Source organism: Pseudopedobacter saltans DSM 12145 (assembly GCF_000190735.1).
Classification (GTDB): domain Bacteria; phylum Bacteroidota; class Bacteroidia; order Sphingobacteriales; family Sphingobacteriaceae; genus Pseudopedobacter; species Pseudopedobacter saltans.
On the sequence record NC_015177.1, the window covers coordinates 919,026 to 939,143 of the forward strand.

Below are 20,118 nucleotides of genomic sequence, written 5' to 3' on the forward strand. Positions count from 1 at the left end.
AAGAGCGACAAGCATTATTTCGTTGATGTACGCCGCAAATTTGCTCACTATTTAAACTTAAAAATGAAGACAAGTAAATTGATAAAAAAATGTTTAGCAATAACCATATTAGCTATGTTCAGTTGTTCCAATCCGAATCAAAACAAAGAGGTAAAATTGATTACTTTAAACCCGGGCCATTTTCACGCAGCTTTAGTACAAAAATCTATGTACGATGGTGTTAGTCCGGAAGTATATGTTTATGCACCGGAGGGAGATGAACTCGAAGCGTACTTAAAGCTTATAGAAAAGTATAATACCCGAGAGGAGGACCCAACAACCTGGAAGGAAAACGTGTACAAAGGAACAGATTTCTTGGAGAAAATGCTATCCGAAAAAAAAGGGAATCTTGTGGTGTTGGCCGGAAATAATGAAGAGAAGACCAATTATATAGCAGAATCCATTCATGCCGGTTTCAATGTTTTAGCAGACAAACCTATGGCAATTGATGCTAAGGGGTTTGATTTGTTAAGAACAGCTTTTGAAGATGCAAGAAAGAAAAGCGTCTTACTTTATGACATCATGACGGAAAGGTATGAAATAACAAATACCTTGCAGAAGGAACTGTTTATGATGAATGAAGTTTTTGGAGAACTTGAAAAAGGATCAGAAGATAATCCAGCCATTATAAAAGAAAGTGTTCACCATTTTTTTAAAAATGTTTCCGGTTCTCCTTTAATCAGGCCAACCTGGTATTATGATGTAGATCAATTAGGTAACGGTTTGGTAGATGTAACCACACACTTGGTAGATCTCATACAATGGACATGTTTTCCGGAGCAAATATTGGATTACAAAAAGGACATTCATATGAACAGTGCAAAGCGCTGGGCTACATTAATAACGCCTTCGCAGTTTGAAAAATCAACAAATAAAGACACTTATCCAGATTTTCTGCAAAAAGACATTAAGGATAGTACACTTAGCGTCTATTCTAACGGTGAAATGAATTATACCATCAAAGGTGTTTCGGCGAAAGTTTCCGTAGTTTGGAATTACCAGGCACCTGAAGGAACTGGAGATACACATTTCTCGGAAATTAGAGGGACAAAAGCGAATTTAAAGATCAAACAAGGTAAGGAACAGGGGTTTAAGCCGGTTTTATATATCGAACCAAAAGAAAAAAATAATCAGGATTATAAGAAATCTCTATTTGATGGATTTATAAAATTGGCAAAAAGATACCCTGGAATCGAGTTGAAAGATACTGTCGATGGTTATGAGGTAATCATACCGGAAAGTTATAAGGTAGGTCACGAGGCGCATTTTGCAGAGGTAACAAGAAAGTTCTTATCATACTTAAAAGAAGGAAGACTACCTGATTGGGAAGTTCCTAATATGATAGCAAAGTATTATACAACAACATCAGCTCTTGAACTGGCAATACGAAAGCAGTAGGTTGCTAAAATTGGGTACTGTTATGCTAATTTACTTTATTTGGAAGCCAAATTAAAATATTAACTTAGGCGCGAAACCTATTAATCTTAGGAGTTTATATTGATGAAGAAATACGTCTTTTTTATTGTCTTCTTTTTATTATTTGCCATCGTTTTATTTGCAACCGGTCAGACTGTTAAAGAAACCGGAAATGTAAATGGAGTGGTAAAAGATGAGGCTACAGGTGAGATTATAGATTTTGCTGGAGTTAGTATTTATAAAACAGAAACCGAAAATGCACTAAAGAATTTTATGACAGATCCTGAAGGTAAGTTTTCATTTAACGACTTGCCTTTTGGAAGTTATAAAATAAAGGTCTCTTTCATGGGATATCAGGCAAAAACGGTTGAAGATATAGTGATAAATGCTAATGATCAGGATATAAAAGTAGATATTAAATTAACTCCAAACTCAGCTACAGTTTTAGAAGAGGTAGTTGTAAAAGCATCAAAACCGGTAGTAGAGTTTGGAGCCGACACCATAACGTTTAATGTCGATCAAAGCGTGTATGCTCAAGGGAGTACGGCTACAGATTTACTTAAAACAGTACCTATGGTGACAGTTGATCCGGATGGAAAGCCCTCCATTGCAGGGAAAGTAAATACAAGGGTCTTTATAGATGGAAAGCCATCTGATTATACTTCAGAAACTTTAGCAGATTTGTTAACCGTTTTGCCCTCGGAAGCCATTCAGAAAATAGAAGTTATTACTAACCCAGAAGCTAGATATTCAGCTGATGGTGACGGAATTATCAATATTGTATTAAAGAAAGGATATAGCTTAGGGTTAAGTAGTGGACTTTCTTACACGCTAGGGACTTTAGGAGATTATAATGGAACGGCTTACTCCGCATTTAGCAATAAGAAAATTACGGTTAATGGTAGTTATAGCTTTAAACATGCTCCAACTGTTAACGGCTCTGATTTAGCGAGAACGAATTATAATTCATCTTCAAGTATTTCGTCTTATATGAACCAAAATGGTTCATCCAAAAATGAAACAGATAGCCACAACGCAAGAGCCTCATTAAATTGGGATATTACACCTTTGCAAAATTTAAGAACATCAGTTAATTATAATACTAATAATGGAAATGGAAGTTCATTATTGGACGACTATCGTTTCAATGCTTCACAAGTTCAAACTCAATTTATAGATCAGAATATCCTTACAAATAATTCAGGGAATTCGTTCACATTCAATGCGGATTATACCTTAAGATTTAAAAGAAGAAAGGGGCAAAGTCTTTCTGCAGGACTAACTTTCTTTGACAATGGAACCTTGAGGGATAGAGATCTCTCCCGGGAATATTTTAAAACAAATGATGTGAAAACGAATGAAAACCGGCAGTACAGATCAAATGATATAGGCACAAATCGTTTAGACTTTAATTTGGATTATTCGAGGAACCTCAACAAGTTTGCTACGCTCTCTTTAGGTTCGCAGGTTTCTTTGGGAAATAATTCGAATAACCAATTTGTAACTGGTTATGATTTTGTAAACAGTTTAGATACGATTTCAAGACTGACGAACGAGTTCGGTTACCGTGAAAATATATATGCTTTTTATGGAAGTTATAGATTAAGAACCAAGTCCAGATGGACATTTAGAACCGGTATAAGATCTGAGATTACTGATGTTAATTTTACACAATCAGCATTTCCATCTATGGATCCCAAGCCTTATCATAACTTATTCCCAAATATTTCAATAAATAAATCATATAAGAAGAAATACAATTTTGGGCTGAGCTATAGTATGCGTATAACAAGACCTAGAGAAAATGCTTTAAATCCATTAGTCGATGACACGAATCAATCTAATGTTAGTTTCGGAAATCCAAATTTAAAGCCTTCATATATTAATCAGTTCCAATTGAGCTTTGGTACTGCAGGGGCAAAATGGTCTTTTACACCCAGATTGAATTATACCACCACTGATAAAATAATAGAAAGATTTAGAGTTTCCACAGACAGTGTAACTTATGAAAATCTGGGTAAGAATCAAGCTTTGACCCTTAGTTTATTCGGGAATTATAGATTAGGAAAATCTATTACACTAACCGGAGGGTATACTATTAGTAGAAGGTCTTATCAATCTAAATCAACTCTTCAAATACCATCCAGTGGTTATAGTCAAAGAGGTAATATGACTATATCTGGGCAAGTACCTTATTCAATTACTCTTGAAGGGCAACTTAATTATTATACGAATGCCTTAGCTCAAGGAAGAAACTCGGGGTCGTTAACAACAAATTTCGGATTTAGGAAAATGTTTCTTAAAAACAAAGTTAGCGCAAGACTTTCTGTTGAGGATCCATTTGCTAATCGTAGTTTTTTTGAGTCTTCGGATGTGTTGACTAACAGTGGTGGGAGTTACCATCAGGAAAGAAATTTCTTATCAAAAAGTAAGAACTATACTTTTTCAATAGGATACAGGTTTATAAATAATAAAAAACAGAAGGCAAAAGAAGATGTTAAAAAAGTATTAACTAAAGAGGCTACTAAATAGTCTATTGGTTCAATGGATATCTAGCTTACTCACTTTTACCAATAAACTAAACTTTCGGTTTTATCTAATATCTAAGTTTCTTATATTCCACAGGCATTCTACAGAGCTTAAAATGCCGATTAAGATTAGATAAATTTATAAATCTACTTTGAAGGCGATTACTTCGATATTTAAATCACTTTCCTGCAAAATTTTGCCTGTGTATCTTATTCGCACCTCTAGCAAGAATTGTGAATATCTTTTTAGTTCTGAACTTAAAATATCTGCAAAGGCATTATGCCCCATTATGAATTTAAGGGAAGAACAATCTAATAGTGACATCACCTGTCTTTTCTGTTCATTAAGAAATATAAATCTATGGTACTATTTAGGAGATTAAAAATATCCGCCTGTTCTACAGCGTATTGCGTTTACTGGTATAAAAAGGTTTTAAAAAGATTTGCGGGTTAATATAAAGTTCGTACATTTGCACTCCCAATCGCGAGGAAGGGGCATAGGAAACTGAAGGAATAGGCAGGAACGGCAGCAGCTTAAAGGGTTAGCAGGAGAGGGATAAAGAGAGAAAAAAGGGTTGCTAAAAAAAAATAAAAAAAAGTTCTTGCAGGAGAGAAAAAGATTCCTACCTTTGCACTCCCGAACGGGACGGAGCCACGAGGGCTACGGAAAACAAAGCGAAAAAGATTTCCCACCTGAATGGGTGGAAGATATAAAAGCCGACCAGTGACTGGAAGGCGGGAAGTTCTTTAAGATCATATCATATAGCACAGTCAACAAACGTCGGGACAGACGGAAGACAAGAAAAAAGAAATATTGACATCATGTCAGTATCGAACATAACATTTTACAATGGAGAGTTTGATCCTGGCTCAGGATGAACGCTAGCGGCAGGCCTAATACATGCAAGTCGAACGGGATTCAGTTTAAAGCTTGCTTTAGGCTGATGAGAGTGGCGAACGGGTGCGTAACGCGTATGCAACCTACCTATCACAGGGGGATAGCCCGGCGAAAGTCGGATTAACACCGCATGACATCATGATATGGCATCATATTATGATCAAATCTGAGGAGGTGATAGATGGGCATGCGTGCCATTAGCTAGTTGGCGGGGTAACGGCCCACCAAGGCGACGATGGCTAGGGGATCTGAGAGGATTGCCCCCCACACTGGTACTGAGACACGGACCAGACTCCTACGGGAGGCAGCAGTAAGGAATATTGGTCAATGGAGGGAACTCTGAACCAGCCATGCCGCGTGCAGGAAGACTGCCCTATGGGTTGTAAACTGCTTTTGTTAGGGAATAAACCTTCTTACGAGTAGGAAGCTGAATGTACCTAAAGAATAAGGATCGGCTAACTCCGTGCCAGCAGCCGCGGTAATACGGAGGATCCGAGCGTTATCCGGATTTATTGGGTTTAAAGGGAGCGTAGGCGGCTGGATAAGTCAGGGGTGAAAGACGGCAGCTCAACTGTCGCAGTGCCCTTGATACTGTTTGGCTTGAATATAGTTGAGGTAGGCGGAATGTGACAAGTAGCGGTGAAATGCATAGATATGTCACAGAACACCGATTGCGAAGGCAGCTTGCTAAGCTATAATTGACGCTGAGGCTCGAAAGCGTGGGTATCGAACAGGATTAGATACCCTGGTAGTCCACGCCCTAAACGATGATGACTCGATGTTAGCGATATACCGTTAGCGTCCAAGCGAAAGCGTTAAGTCATCCACCTGGGGAGTACGTCCGCAAGGGTGAAACTCAAAGGAATTGACGGGGGCCCGCACAAGCGGAGGAGCATGTGGTTTAATTCGATGATACGCGAGGAACCTTACCCGGGCTTGAAAGTTACTGAATGATTTAGAGATAGATCAGTCCTTCGGGACAGGAAACTAGGTGCTGCATGGCTGTCGTCAGCTCGTGCCGTGAGGTGTTGGGTTAAGTCCCGCAACGAGCGCAACCCCTATGTTTAGTTGCCAGCATTTAAGGTGGGGACTCTAAACAGACTGCCTGCGCAAGCAGTGAGGAAGGATGGGACGACGTCAAGTCATCATGGCCCTTACGTCCGGGGCTACACACGTGCTACAATGGTCGGTACAGAGGGCTGCTACCTGGCAACAGGATGCCAATCTCAAAAAGCCGATCACAGTTCGGATCGGAGCCTGCAACTCGGCTCCGTGAAGTTGGATTCGCTAGTAATCGCGTATCAGCAATGACGCGGTGAATACGTTCCCGGGCCTTGTACACACCGCCCGTCAAGCCATGGAAATTGGGGGTGCCTAAAGTCCGTAACCGCAAGGAGCGGCCTAGGGTAAAACCGATAACTGGGGCTAAGTCGTAACAAGGTAGCCGTACCGGAAGGTGCGGCTGGAATACCTCCTTTCTGGAGCTGTCCGAGACGGACGGTGCTATATGAATATATCTTAATCAAAAAAAGAGATGAACCTTTAAAGAGATGTAGCCGGTTAGTGAAGATAACGGCAGGCTAAGGGGAATATAGTCCCGTAGCTCAGTTGGTTAGAGCACTACACTGATAATGTAGGGGTCAGCAGTTCAAATCTGCTCGGGACTACAGGGGACATCCTTAAGAGGGGAATTAGCTCAGCTGGCTAGAGCACCTGCCTTGCACGCAGGGGGTCAACGGTTCGAATCCGTTATTCTCCACGAGGAAGTAAATAGTGAAATGAAAAGAGTAGCGATACTAATAACATTTAGCTATGAACTTCAGAAAGTTCTTTGACATATTGGAAGAAGTAGAAAAAGAGAAGACAGCAGATGGCGTATGCCATCAGCAATGAAGAAAGTAAATAAGGGCACACGGAGGATGCCTAGGCTCTCAGAGGCGAAGAAGGACGTGATAAGCTGCGATAAGCTACGGGTATCGGCACATACGACTTGATCCGTAGATTTCCGAATGGGGAAACCTGACATACTGAAGGTATGTCGCACAAGCGCAAACCTGCTGAACTGAAACATCTAAGTAAGCAGAGGAAGAGAAAATAATAATGATTTCCTGAGTAGTGGCGAGCGAAAGGGAAAGAGCCCAAACCGGACCTGTTACGGCAGGTCCGGGGTTGTAGGACTGAAAAGTGGGTATATCGATGAAGCAGAACGGGATGGGAAGCCCGGCCATAGCGTGTGACAGCCACGTATGCGTAAAGGAATATACCCTATCAGTATCCTGAGTACCGCGGGGTCGGAGACGCCCTGTGGGAATCTGCCAGCACCATCTGGTAAGGCTAAATACTCCTGAGAGACCGATAGTGAACCAGTACCGTGAGGGAAAGGTGAAAAGAACCGTGAATAACGGAGTGAAATAGAACCTGAAACCGTGTGCCTACAAGCGGTCGGAGTCCCGACTTATCGGGATGACGGCGTGCCTTTTGCATAATGAGCCTACGAGTTGCTCTTCCCTGGCAAGGTTAAGTACTTCAGGTACGGAGCCGAAGCGAAAGCGAGTCTGAATAGGGCGTACAGTCAGGGGAGGCAGACGCGAAACCTTGTGATCTACCCTTGGGCAGGTTGAAGGTGCGGTAACACGTACTGGAGGACCGAACCGATAAACGTTGAAAAGTTTCCGGATGACCTGAGGGTAGGGGTGAAAGGCTAATCAAACTGGGAAATAGCTCGTACTCCCCGAAATGTTTTTAGGAACAGCGTGGTGGTTAGTTTACTAGAGGTAGAGCTACCGATTGGGTGCGGGGGAGTCAAATCCTACCAAATCCAGACGAACTCCGAATGCTAGATAAATATACACTGCAGTGAGGCGCGGGGTGCTAAGGTCACGCGCCGAGAGGGAAAGAACCCAGACCATCAGCTAAGGTCCCCAAGTGTACGCTAAGTTGAACTAACGAGGTCTGATTGCATAGACAGCTAGGATGTTGGCTTGGAAGCAGCCATTCATTTAAAGAGTGCGTAACAGCTCACTAGTCGAGCGATCGGGCATGGATAATAAACGGGCATCAAGTGTACCACCGAAGCTATGGGATTGAAATATATCGGTAGGGGAGCATTCTATGTGCGGCGAAGGTATCTGGTAATGGGTGCTGGAGCGCATGGAAAAGCAAATGTAGGCATAAGTAACGATAAGGCGGGAGAGAAACCCGCCCACCGAAAGGATAAGGTTTCCTGATCAACGCTAATCGGATCAGGGTTAGTCGGGGCCTAAGGATAACCCGAACGGGGATTCCGATGGACAACTGGTTAATATTCCAGTACTTTTGTTAGCTGCGATGGGGCGACGGAGTAGTGACACTGCCGCGAACTGACGGAATAGTTCGTTAAAGAGCGTAGGTATAGGATCTGTAGGCAAATCCGCAGGTCTTGCTGAAACTTGATAGTACCGGGCGGCTTCGGCCAACTGGATAGCGCAGGTAATCAGACTTCCAAGAAAACCCCCTAAGCTTCAGGCTAACAGAACCCGTACCGCAAACCGACACAGGTATCCGGGAAGAGAATTCTAAGGTGCTCGAGTGAATCATGGCTAAGGAACTCGGCAAAATGGCCCTGTAACTTCGGGAGAAGGGGCGCTGGAGCGATCCAGCCGCAGTGAAAAGGCCCAGGCGACTGTTTAACAAAAACACATGGCTTTGCAAAATCGCAAGATGAAGTATAAGGCCTGACACCTGCCCGGTGCTGGAAGGTTAAGAGGGGATGTCATCGTAAGAGAAGCATTGAATCGAAGCCCCAGTAAACGGCGGCCGTAACTATAACGGTCCTAAGGTAGCGAAATTCCTTGTCGGGTAAGTTCCGACCTGCACGAATGGTGTAACGATCTGGGCGCTGTCTCAGCCATGAGCTCGGTGAAATTGTGGTCCCGGTGAAGACGCCGGGTACCCGCAACGGGACGGAAAGACCCCATGAACCTTCACTATAGTTTAACATTGACATTGGGTGCATGATGTGTAGGATAGGCGGGAGATATTGAAGCGGCGTCGCCAGGCGTCGTGGAATCAACGTTGAAATACCGCCCTTTATGTATCCGGTGTCTAATCCCGAAAAATCGGGAGACATTGTTTGACGGGTAGTTTGACTGGGGTGGTCGCCTCCAAAAGGGTAACGGAGGCTTTCAAAGGTAAGCTCAGTACGCTTGGTAACCGTACGTGGAGTGCAATGGCATAAGCTTGCTTGACTGTGAGGCCTACAAGCCGAGCAGGGTCGAAAGACGGACATAGTGATCCGGTGGTTCTGCATGGAAGGGCCATCGCTCAAAGGATAAAAGGTACTCTGGGGATAACAGGCTGATCTCCCCCAAGAGCTCATATCGACGGGGAGGTTTGGCACCTCGATGTCGGCTCGTCACATCCTGGGGCTGGAGAAGGTCCCAAGGGTTGGGCTGTTCGCCCATTAAAGTGGCACGCGAGCTGGGTTCAGAACGTCGCGAGACAGTTCGGTCCCTATCTGTTGTGGGCGCGGGAAATTTGCGCGGGGCTGACCTTAGTACGAGAGGACCGGGTTGGACTGACCTCTAGTGAATCTGTTGTACCGCCAGGTGCACTGCAGAGTAGCTACGTCGGGAATAGATAAGCGCTGAAAGCATCTAAGTGCGAAACTAGCCGCAAGATAAGATTTCCATAGAGGACCCCCGAAGACTACGGGGTTGATAGGCTACAGATGTAAAGGCAGCGATGCCAAAGTCGAGTAGTACTAATTGTCCGAAAGCTTTCCATTGGGCTTGCCTAACTGTTGTTTTCTCTGTCCTGCTTCTTTCAATGATATGTCATACCGAACAAAGATATTCGGGTGCCTATATCGGCGGTGTCCACCTCTTCCCATTCCGAACAGAGCAGTTAAGCCCGCCAGAGCCGATGGTACTGCAGTAACATGTGGGAGAGTAGGTCGGTGCCTTACCTTAAAGAAGGGATCTTCAGCTATTGCGAAGGTCCCTTTTATTGTTTTTGGGCTTGTTGGAGTCCATAGATAAGAAATCGGATAATGTACAAAAGTTGTGGAGGAGATAAAAATAATGAGATATTTGTTTTTTGATCTTTTACTCAGATGCACGATTCATTTAAAGCCCTAATGCCCTTGATCATTCTAGGGGGAGTTTCCGATTATTTTGAGATGACCCATTATTCACAGTGAGAAGGTCGCTTAGACATTTTCTTAGAAGAGATGAATGTCATTCCTGACGAATACCAGCACAATAAACTCATTTCCAAAGACTTTTTTGATCTCGTGACCTTGCAAGACTTCCCCATTCGCGGGCAACAGGTCTATCTTCATGTTAAACGTCGTCGATGGCTTAATCAAGACACCGATAAAGTGGTTTATAGGAATTGGGAATTAGTAGCAAAAGGGACGCGTATCACACAGGATTTCGCTACTTTTTTAAAAGGTATCAGCGGACAACCAGTCGCATAGCATCCAAACCATCAGCTCTTTCTATGGTATATCTGCCAGTAAGTTAAGGCGGTACTATCGTAATAAACTAAGTGGTTTTCAGGATTGGGAACATCGAGAGGATGCAAAAGAGGGTTTGATCTTCCCACAGAATGTTAGCAACCATCTTTCTATTGACGAGACCTGCCTCTCTCATGGAGAACTCTATACCATTGCCACCAACAAAAGAGCCCATGGTAAAAAAAGGAACTATTGTAGCTGTACTGAGCGGCACAAAATCAGAGAATATCATTCCCATCCTACAAAAGATCCCAAAAGACTATGCAATAAAGTTCGGGAAATAACACTTGATCTAGCGGTAATATATGGGACTAATTGCCAAAAAATGCTTTCCCAATGCTGTTCAGGTAATTGATCGGTTCCATGTCCAGCAACTGGCCACTGAAGCGGGATCAGTTTCAAAATCTTTGGACTAAGCAAATAAATGAATCACTTTACCTGGTGCTGCTGCGTCTATAGAAAATTACTTGCAAAAGAACAAGGATAACCATTAGATGTGTTCTTGACTTCGGTTTACATTGATGTCCCAAATTTTTATCAAAACAATTGCCTACTAAATTAGACAGTCGTTATAAAAAAAAGGCTTCTTTTTTTAATGAATAATAATCTATCCAATTTAACGATTTTGCTATCATATTGATGTTCATTCATGTTTTATGATATAGATCACAATTTATAAAGCCTGCACATCATTTGCCTGAAATGTTAACTTATAGATGTTTGTACTATGCCTACAGCAACTAAAACAACTTGTTATCATTGCGGAAATGATTGCTATACAGAAGAATTCCAACATGCGGAAAAAGAATTCTGTTGTAGCGGATGTTTAAGTGTATATCAGATACTTACGAAAAGTAATTTAAGCAATTACTACAAGCTTAATCGTCATCCCGGAGAATCCAGAATTTCAGTTACAGATAAGTATCTTTATTTAGATGAAGAGGAGTTTGTAAATAAACTGATTGACTACAGAGATTCACAGAAAACCATTTTAACTTTCTACATTCCGGCAATTCACTGTAGCTCCTGTATTTGGCTACTGGAAAGGCTTAATTCATTAGACGATGGAATCATAGAAAACCGTGTGGATTTCTTAAAGAAACAGGTGCACATTCAGTTTAATCAAAGCAAGACCAGTCTTAGAAAGCTGGTAGAGCTATTGGCAAGCATAGGGTATGAACCTTTAATCAGCTTAAATGACGTTATTAAAGAAAATAAAGCTATAAAAGATGATACACCTACGAAAATAGCCGTCGCGGGGTTCTGTTTTGGTAATATCATGATGCTTAGTTTCCCCTCTTATTTCGGTTTATCGGAAGCAGAAGCTCAATTTGGACAGTTTTTTGGTTTAATCAATGTATTGCTTTGTTTTCCTGTTTTCTTTTACTCCGGTCGTGATTATTTTAAAAACGCCTACCATAGTTTAGCGAATAGGGTTTTGGATATAAATTTCCCCTTAGCTTTGGGTATATTAGTAATGTTTGTAAGGACATTGGCAGAATGGACTTTCGGTTTAGGAGAAGGTTACGCAGATAGTCTGGCAGGATTAGTATTTTTCTTAAATGTTGGAAAATACATGCAAAACAGAACGTATTATCATCTTTCTTTTGAACGCGATTATCGGTCTTTTTTCCCGGTTGCTGTTCAGGTTGTGAAGGAAAATGGAGAAGAAATTCCAACTCCTTTGGAGAATTTGAAGAAGGGGGATCGGATTAGAGTTAAGAACCAGGAAATTATTCCTGCTGATTCGATTTTACTAAGAGGCGAGGGACTTATAGATTTTAGCTTTGTAACTGGCGAGTCTCAGCCAGTCAATAAGGTACTAGGAGAAATAATATATGCTGGTGGAAGGCAAACAGGTAAATCTTTGGAATTGGAAGTTGTAAAACCTGTTTCACAAAGTTATTTAACTAGTTTATGGAATAATGAAGTATTTGACAAACATCAGCAAAATAAAATAAAAACCTTTTTAAGTGTTGTTAGCCATTATTTCAGCATTATTCTATTAATAATCGCTTTTGGATCCTTAATTTATTGGTTACCCATAGATTGGAAAGTAGGTGTTTCTGCATTTACCGCAGTATTGATTATAGCTTGTCCTTGTGCGCTTGCTTTAAGTACACCATTTACAATGTCTACAGCATTAAGCATTTTAGATAAGAACAAATTCTACCTTAAAAATACTGATGTTGTAGAGCAATTAGCTGCTGTAAACACAATAACTTTTGATAAAACAGGTACAGTAAGCATTTCTGAAGTGCAGGGAGTTGTTTTTAAAGGAATAATGGAGGAGAACGAAAAGCAACTAATTTATAATGTTTGTAAAAACTCTTCACATCCACATAGTATAAGGATTTCCAATTTCTTAGGAAAGCGTAAAGACATCAAGATAGATAATTATGAAGAAATACTTGGTAAAGGAATAAAAGCGATTGTAGAAGGAGAATGTGTTCTGATAGGAAGTAGTTCTTTCGTTACCGGAATTTCGCAAAAAGAAATAGAAACACCTGAAGTACATATTAAAATAGATAATAAGTATATTGGTTTTTTTCAGATAAAACAACGATTTAGAGAAGATTTAGATGTTTTATTGACTTCTTTAAATAAAGACTACCAGACTTATTTATTGTCTGGAGATACCGAACAAGATGCAGTTGTTCTGAATCAGTTTTTTAAAAGTAAAGACGATTTGAAATTTAAGCAATCACCAGAAGATAAACTAAACTTTATCAAATCTAAACAGGAGAATGGCTCTAAGGTACTAATGGTAGGTGACGGGCTGAATGACTCCGGAGCTTTAAAGCAAAGCGACGCAGGCATTGCTGTAACAGATAATATTAATAATTTTACTCCAGGCAGTGATGCAGTCTTGGATGGAACTATGTTAAATAAGTTGCCGGATTTCCTAAGATTTTGCAAATCGTCAGTAAAGGTGATTCATAAATCTTTTTGTATATCTTTAGTTTATAATGTATTTGGATTGGCATTTGCTGTTTCTGGACAATTGTCTCCATTATTTGCAGCTATATTGATGCCGTTAAGTACGATAACAATTATTTCGTTTACAACATTGGCAGTAAGAGCATCTGCAAAAAAAATAGGATTATTATGAAAGCGATTTTCTTTTTAATAGGATGTAGTGTACTGGTAGCTCTCCTGTTTCTGATAGCCTTCTTATGGGCTCAAAGGAGTGGACAAAACGAAGATTTATATACTCCATCGGTTAGAATGTTGTTTGATGACGATGGAACTGAAAAAGATGAATAAAATAATTTGCAGAAAATTTGGTACAATTTGAAAAATAAATGTTTATTTGCCTTAGGAACTGCTATGAGTACTAAGATACTAGGTTCATTAGAGATTAGTGTCGATAATATTATAGGTTTTAACATAAATTAATTTTAAATTCAACAAAAAAACATTTGTTATGGAAAAATTCTCAAAAGTGAAAGAGTTAATCGCTTCAGCTGAGGCAGATGCAGAAAAATTTTACAACAACGGAAACGGTGCTGCTGGTACTCGTTTAAGAAAAGCTTTACAAGAAATTAAAGGCTTAGCCCAAGAAATTCGTAACGAAGTTACTGAATTGAAAAACAAAGAAAAATAGTATTCGTTCTCAGAAAATAGGAAAAAAGCCCCAATATAAACATATGGGGCTTTTTGTTAAGCAAATTATATGAATTATTGAGCCTTTTTAGGTTCGATATTAGGTAGAAAACCTGTGATAATTCCCAGCAAAGGAAGGAACGAACAAATATTGAATACATAAAAAATATCTGTTTTATCTGCCAGCCACCCTAAAAGCGCGGATCCGACTCCTCCCATTCCGAAAGCAAAGCCAAAGAATAATCCTGCTATCATTCCTACTTTACCAGGGAGAAGATCTGTAGCGTACACTAAAATTGCTGAGAAGGCGGAAGCAATAATAACTCCTATAACGAGAGAAAGAGCTGCTGTCCAGAATAAATTAACATGAGGTAGTAGCAAAGTAAAAGGAGCCGCACCTAAAATGGAAATCCAGATAATATATTTCCTTCCAAACCTATCACCAAGTGGGCCGCCTATAATCGTCCCAATTGCAATTGCTGCCAGAAATAAAAACAGATACATCTGTGATTCCTGAACAGAAACATTAAACTTTTCTATTAAAAAGAAAGTTAGATAGCTTGTAAGGCTGGCCATATAAAAGTATTTGGAGAATATCAGGACTAATAAAATAATCAGCGCCGACGTTATTCTGCCTTTTGACAGCTTTAAACTACCGTCATGAATAGGTTTGGCTGTTTGCTTTTTCAGGTATAAATGATTGTTGTACCATTTTCCAATCTTTGTAAGAATAATTAGTCCCATCACACCAATAACGGTGAACCATAGTATGTGAGTTTGTCCATGAGGAATAACAATCAATGCAGCTAGTAAAGGTCCGATAGCACTTCCCGTATTTCCCCCCAGTTGGAAAATTGACTGGGCCAAGCCTTTTTTACCTCCGGAGGCCATATGTGCTACTCTGGAAGATTCCGGATGAAATATTGACGATCCTATCCCGACAAAACTAACAGAAAGAAGTAATTGTGCGAAAGTATTTGAAAAAGCTAATAAGATAAGCCCCACTGTTGTACTGGACATTCCAATAACCAAAGAGAATGGTTTTGGCTTTTTGTCTGTATAACTTCCAATAAATGGCTGTAAAATAGAAGCTGTAAGCTGATAGGTGAGCGTGATTAATCCTATTTGTGCATAAGTGAGATTAAAGTTTTGTTTGATTAAAGGATATAAAGAAGGGATTACCGATTGTATCAAATCATTAATCAGGTGAGTAAAGCTGATTGTAAATAAAATCGTGTAAATTGTTTTTTGTGCTATTTTATTAGCGTCTTGTTGAAGGTATTGTTCTTGAGCTTCCATAAATCATGTAAATATTAATGCCATTTGATTATCTTTTCTGCTACAGCCCAAGCGTCATTGGGCTTTTTATCTATGATTGCCTGTAATAGGTTTTCGTGTAGAGCTTGTGTTTCAATAAAAGAACCTGTATTGGAATAATGATTCATAAACCATTTTTTCAAATGTTTCGCAGCGGTTCGGTATAGTTCAAAAAATATTTCATTTTTTGAAGCAATAGCGATAGATGTATGAAAATTGAGATCTGCTTTTACACATTCCTCCAAATTTCCCGTAACGGCCTGTAGCTTTCTTTCAAGGAGATACGCTTTCATGGATCTGATATCCTCTTCAGATCGGTTAAAGGCAGCCTTTTCGGCTATTTTCATTTCTAAAAGGCGCCGTACTTCATCTAAATCTTCCAGATTGGCCTTACTGAAATTTTTGTCCAACGGGTTCTTTATGTTAGATGCGTCTTCTACGAAAGTTCCAAGTCCTTGTTGAACTCTTAAATAACCTGAATTGACCAATAGCTTTACGGCTTCTCTGATACTGGATCTGCCGACTCCAAAATCTTTCATTAGTTCTGGTTCAATAGGCAGTTTATCTCCGGATTTATAAAAGCCTGATAGGATTTGGTTTTTTATCTTATCGGAAACAGATTCTGCTAAGGATTTTTTAATAATCATATTACATCATATCATCTGATGATTCAAAAGTAGAATTTATTATAGAAAATCTAAAAAATATTTCAGTTTATTAGGATAGGAATAAAAGAAGGAAAGGAGTGAGCAATAAAGAGTAGTTGTTATTCTACCGTCTTTATAAAAGTGATGTTCCGCTTCAAACCGGCTATTTTAGTACGCTTAACAGCAGATTTTTTAAAGACTTTGCCAAACACCTCTTCAGTAATTTCTTCCCAATCTCTTTTTGACATTTCCAGTAAATCCGGATGCGGATTAAAAGCTTCTTCCTGATGGATTACAGAAAAGCGATTCCACGGACAAACATTTTGGCAGACATCACAGCCAAACATCCAGTTATCCATTTTATTTTTAAAAGAATGGGGAATTTCTTCTTTCAGTTCTATCGTGAGATAAGAAATACATTTACTTCCATCGACTACATAAGGCGATACTATTGCTTCTGTAGGGCAGGCGTCTATACATCTTGTACATGTCCCACAATGATCAGTCGAAAAAGGAACATCATAAGCCAGTTCCATATCGACGATTAATTCGCCTAAAAAGAAGAACGAACCACTTTTATTATTTATGATATTGGCATTTTTTCCAACCCATCCTAATCCGCCTTTTTTGGCCCAGGCTTTATCCAGAACAGGTGCCGAATCGACAAATGCCCGTCCTGATACCGCTCCAATATTTTCTTCAATAAAATGATGAAGTGATTTCAACTTATCTTTTATAACAAAATGATAGTCTGTGCCATAAGCGTACTTTGAAATTTTAGGAGCAGATTCATCGTTTTGTTTTGCATCGGTATAATAGTTCAATGCAATGGAGATAACAGATTTAGCACCATCCACCAAAAGCCTTGGATCCAGTCTCTTATCGAAATGATTGTTCATGTAAGCCATTTCGCCTTGATAATCATTTCGGAGCCATTTTTCTAATCGGGAAGCTTCTTCTTCAAGGAATTCGGCTTTTGAAATACCACAAAACAAAAAACCTAAGCGTTTGGCCTCGGCTTTTATCATTTCACTGTATTTCAATTTCTGTTGCTCGTTCATCTGTTGATAAATAAAAGCTTTTGCTTTTTCCTGTATCTTATAAAAGATTTAATAATTCTCGCAAGATTAACCCGACAATTAGGGCTATAGAAAAGCTTATCAATGTGCCTAACAAAATATATTCCGTTAGTTTTTTGTCTTTGGAGTTTGTGAGGTCGCCAAATCTAAATATAGATTTCGCAGCCAGCAAATATCCTATTCCTTCCAGAAAATTGATACTGATAAATGTAACAATCAGGATTCGTTCTAAAATACCGATATATTTTCCCGCGTCTTTCAGCGAATCTGTGTCCAGAGATTCATCGTTTTCTTTTAAGGCGCTATACCATTTATTGAAAAACAATTTGAGCAGGGTAGGAGCTACAGATGTAACCATTAAAAATGCAATTGCATAAAGCATTATCGTTTCAATAGATAATGACATAGTTATCATCTCTACATTTCCAAAATATCCATAAAAAACCAATGCGATTACAATTATATGCAATAGCTGATCTAAGGTGAAAAGTAGCAATTTATAACCCGTTGACTTTTTTTCCAGATAAATCTTTCCCAGATCTATGAAAAAATGAGATATAAGAATTATGAGTAAACCTAACCAATATTCCGATAATGATCCTATAAAAAATAGCAATATGAGTAAGGTATGTACTCCTATATGATAATACAGGTACTTAGAGTGAGCGCCATTTCTGTTCCTCTCCGCAATCCATTTATTACTTTGCAGCGAGAAATCGCCAATAATATGCGCCAATATTAATTTTAGGATGAAGATGTACATTTAGCGATTAAGGTTTTTTGACAATAATTGATGGTTTTCAGGATATAATCGTAACCTGCTTTTTTTAGCTCTCTACTAATCTGGCTCTGCTTCTTGCCAATCTTATTGGTGAGCTCCGCTTGGTTGAGTTCTTTATAGGCTAAACTGTAATATACAGTTGAAGATACGTTGGCATTCCAGTTATGGATAATGAAAGCCATTAAGTCTAAGTAGATATTCAGCTGTTCATCCAGATCTTTCCATGGTGTTTTTATCTTTAATGTTTCTTTTTGTAAAGCATCAAAGGTTTCACCCGAAAATACAAACGCCTGTCCGTTAGATTTTTTCAGCGAGTCTGCTTCATAATCTTTCTCACCGATACCTACAGCCATTCTTACATCTAATCCCTGTATAGATTTAATGATAGTTTTAATATAAATAATGGCTTCAAAAGCTTGTTCTATAGATGTTTCCATTTGAAAACTATCGCCCCTGTATATTTCCCAGCTGCTTTTTTTTAGAGCATATTTAGCCAATGCTTTTTCTAACAAAGGGAGCCAAAGTTTTGTATCGACTTGTCGGGAATTAATAATATCTCCGGTTAATATAGCTATCACTTTATAACTGTTATAAAAGCAAATATAACCGATTTTGGTTATAATTTTGAATATAACTGATTTTAGTTATAATCTAAAATATAACAGTATTTGGTTATATTAATCCAGACTATTCTTTAAAACCCAATATCTATAGCCTGTAATAGCTTTTTCAAACTTAGTCAGTTTAACCGGATCTTTTTTGTACAGACTGGGTAACAGCTTTTTATTTAAAGAATTTAAGAGTTTAAACAGGCCTTTCATGATTATGATTTAGCTAAATATAGTTAGAGTCTATTTAAAATTCATTTATCTTTTTAAGATTCTCAATCTAAAGCTCAAATACCATTCCCTTTTCCGGCAGGCTTACCTGATAATCTTTATTTTCTAAATCATTCTTTAAAGCCAGCATACTGGATTGCTCGCCATGTACCAGAAATATCCGTTTGGGCTTTTTAGGAATTGCAGCAATGTAATCCAGGATGTCTTGATGATCGGCATGGCCGCTAAACAAATCTGTCTTATCTATTTTTGCAAATACAGCTAAATCTTTCCCTTTTAGCCTAATAAAAGCATCTCCCCGTAGTAAGCGATGACCTAAAGTGCCTTCTGAGCAATAGCCAATAAATAAAATCTTGGCGTAAATATTTTGGATGTTATGGAAAAGATGGTCTTGAATTCTACCCCCTTCAAGCATTCCTGCAGAAGAAATAATGATACAGGGTTCGAAATGATCGGCAATTTCTTTGCTTTCTTTTAATTCCTTTACATAAGACAAATTTTCGAATTCAAATTTATCTCCATAGGTTTCATAAAATGCTTCAGCTTCTTCATTAACATAATTTTTATACTTTCTATAGACCTCGGTAGCCCGATTGGCCAAAGGACTGTCGACAAATACAGGAATAGGAGGAAGTAATTTTTTAGAAAATATCTTATTAAGTGAATAAACCAGTGCCTGTGTACGCCCGACAGAAAAAGCAGGAATAATTAACCTTCCAGGTTGCTCTAAACAGGTTTCGGTTATATGTTTTATTAAAGTTTCTTCTATTGTTGAATCCGTAGAATGATGTTTGCCTCCGTAAGTAGATTCGCAAACCAGATATTCTGTTTGCGATAATATTTCAGGATCAACCAAAACAGGTGAGTTTTGTCTACCAATATCTCCCGTAAAAGTAATTGTCTTTTGAACGCCATTGTCAGACACAGTTAATTTACAGGCAGCGGCGCCCAATAAATGTCCTGTTGGAATAAATTCCAGTGAAATATTGTCTCTAATCTGAAATTGCTTATGATAAGCTACGGTAACCATTCTGTCCGCAGTATCCATTACATGCTTTTGCAGATACAACGGCGCGGTATAAAGATCAGCCTGGCTTCTGTTTCTCAATTTTCTCCGACCTTTTGGATTACCTTTCTTTTTATTGAAAAATAAATTTACAGCATCACTAAGCAGTAACTGACTAAGTTCTGCGGTAGGTGGGGTACATAAAATCTGCCCTTTGTAACCTTCTTTAATTAAGGTTGGAATATTTCCAGAATGGTCAATATGTGCATGAGTAAGTATAATCAGATCAATCTCGGCTGGATTAAAAGGGAAATTAGCGTTATGAGATAAATCTTTCCCTCCTTCATAATCAAGACCACAATCAATCAGAATTCTATAATTGTCAATATCTAAAAGGTGCATACTGCCAGTTACCTGTTTAGCAGCACCCCAACATGTTAGTTTCATATAAATATAATATCGATG

The 20,118-nt window shown here is 39.1% G+C and carries 13 protein-coding genes, 2 tRNA genes and 3 rRNA genes; 12 read left to right on the top strand and 6 right to left on the bottom strand.

Annotated elements, in window-relative coordinates; genetic code table 11:
* The first annotated feature begins 63 nt into the window (after nucleotides 1-63).
* The 12 genes from PEDSA_RS03725 to PEDSA_RS03780 all read left to right on the top strand — a co-directional run bounded on the left by PEDSA_RS03725 (nucleotide 64) and on the right by PEDSA_RS03780 (nucleotide 13,985).
* Nucleotides 64-1,437, top strand: coding sequence for a putative oxidoreductase C-terminal domain-containing protein (locus PEDSA_RS03725; protein ID WP_041536965.1), 1,374 nt, complete (start codon nucleotides 64-66; stop codon nucleotides 1,435-1,437).
* 102 nt (nucleotides 1,438-1,539) lie between these two features.
* Nucleotides 1,540-3,987, top strand: a complete 2,448-nt coding sequence (locus PEDSA_RS03730; protein ID WP_013631820.1) for an outer membrane beta-barrel protein — start codon at nucleotides 1,540-1,542, stop codon at nucleotides 3,985-3,987.
* Between the two features lie 843 nt (nucleotides 3,988-4,830).
* Nucleotides 4,831-6,359, top strand: a 16S ribosomal RNA gene (locus PEDSA_RS03735).
* A 115-nt stretch (nucleotides 6,360-6,474) separates the two neighbouring features.
* Nucleotides 6,475-6,548: transfer RNA gene (locus tag PEDSA_RS03740), tRNA-Ile, on the top strand.
* 18 nt (nucleotides 6,549-6,566) lie between these two features.
* A tRNA-Ala gene (locus PEDSA_RS03745) sits at nucleotides 6,567-6,640 on the top strand.
* Nucleotides 6,641-6,773: 133 nt separating this feature from the next.
* Nucleotides 6,774-9,646: ribosomal RNA gene (locus tag PEDSA_RS03750) — 23S ribosomal RNA — on the top strand.
* A 68-nt stretch (nucleotides 9,647-9,714) separates the two neighbouring features.
* A 5S ribosomal RNA gene (gene rrf, locus PEDSA_RS03755) occupies nucleotides 9,715-9,826 on the top strand.
* Together the 16S, 23S and 5S rRNA genes with 2 tRNA genes alongside form the textbook arrangement of a ribosomal RNA operon.
* Nucleotides 9,827-10,090: 264 nt before the next feature.
* Entirely contained in the window at nucleotides 10,091-10,339 is a 249-nt protein-coding gene (locus PEDSA_RS03760; RefSeq protein WP_052305764.1) for an ISAon1 family transposase N-terminal region protein, read from the top strand.
* A 344-nt stretch (nucleotides 10,340-10,683) separates the two neighbouring features.
* Nucleotides 10,684-10,794, top strand: coding sequence for a transposase (locus PEDSA_RS20100; protein ID WP_148233490.1), 111 nt, complete (start codon nucleotides 10,684-10,686; stop codon nucleotides 10,792-10,794).
* A gap of 311 nt (nucleotides 10,795-11,105) precedes the next feature.
* A complete protein-coding gene (locus tag PEDSA_RS03770) occupies nucleotides 11,106-13,490 on the top strand; it encodes a heavy metal translocating P-type ATPase (protein WP_013631821.1) in 2,385 nt (794 codons plus the stop codon).
* Nucleotides 13,487-13,645, top strand: a complete 159-nt coding sequence (gene ccoS, locus PEDSA_RS03775) for a cbb3-type cytochrome oxidase assembly protein CcoS (protein ID WP_013631822.1) — start codon at nucleotides 13,487-13,489, stop codon at nucleotides 13,643-13,645. Before PEDSA_RS03770 ends, ccoS begins: the two co-directional genes overlap by 4 nt.
* 160 nt (nucleotides 13,646-13,805) lie before the next feature.
* Nucleotides 13,806-13,985: a hypothetical protein gene (locus PEDSA_RS03780; protein WP_013631823.1), complete on the top strand. Its 180-nt coding sequence runs from the start codon at nucleotides 13,806-13,808 to the stop codon at nucleotides 13,983-13,985.
* A 74-nt stretch (nucleotides 13,986-14,059) separates the two neighbouring features.
* Here PEDSA_RS03780 and PEDSA_RS03785 read toward each other — a convergent pair whose 3' ends face one another.
* From PEDSA_RS03785 to PEDSA_RS03810, 6 genes are all read right to left on the bottom strand, one after another.
* Complete coding sequence (locus PEDSA_RS03785; RefSeq protein ID WP_013631824.1) at nucleotides 14,060-15,283, bottom strand: MFS transporter; 1,224 nt, start codon at nucleotides 15,281-15,283, stop codon at nucleotides 14,060-14,062.
* Between the two features lie 14 nt (nucleotides 15,284-15,297).
* Complete coding sequence (locus tag PEDSA_RS03790; protein WP_013631825.1) at nucleotides 15,298-15,948, bottom strand: FadR/GntR family transcriptional regulator; 651 nt, start codon at nucleotides 15,946-15,948, stop codon at nucleotides 15,298-15,300.
* 119 nt (nucleotides 15,949-16,067) lie between these two features.
* Nucleotides 16,068-17,009, bottom strand: coding sequence for a tRNA epoxyqueuosine(34) reductase QueG (queG, locus tag PEDSA_RS03795; protein ID WP_013631826.1), 942 nt, complete (start codon nucleotides 17,007-17,009; stop codon nucleotides 16,068-16,070).
* A gap of 37 nt (nucleotides 17,010-17,046) precedes the next feature.
* On the bottom strand, nucleotides 17,047-17,790 hold the full coding sequence (locus PEDSA_RS03800; RefSeq protein WP_013631827.1) for a DUF3307 domain-containing protein: 744 nt from the start codon (nucleotides 17,788-17,790) through the stop codon (nucleotides 17,047-17,049).
* Nucleotides 17,772-18,386, bottom strand: coding sequence for a hypothetical protein (locus tag PEDSA_RS03805; protein WP_013631828.1), 615 nt, complete (start codon nucleotides 18,384-18,386; stop codon nucleotides 17,772-17,774). Before PEDSA_RS03805 ends, PEDSA_RS03800 begins: the two co-directional genes overlap by 19 nt.
* Nucleotides 18,387-18,696: 310 nt before the next feature.
* Complete coding sequence (locus PEDSA_RS03810) at nucleotides 18,697-20,100, bottom strand: MBL fold metallo-hydrolase RNA specificity domain-containing protein (RefSeq protein WP_013631830.1); 1,404 nt, start codon at nucleotides 20,098-20,100, stop codon at nucleotides 18,697-18,699.
* Nucleotides 20,101-20,118 lie beyond the last annotated feature (18 nt).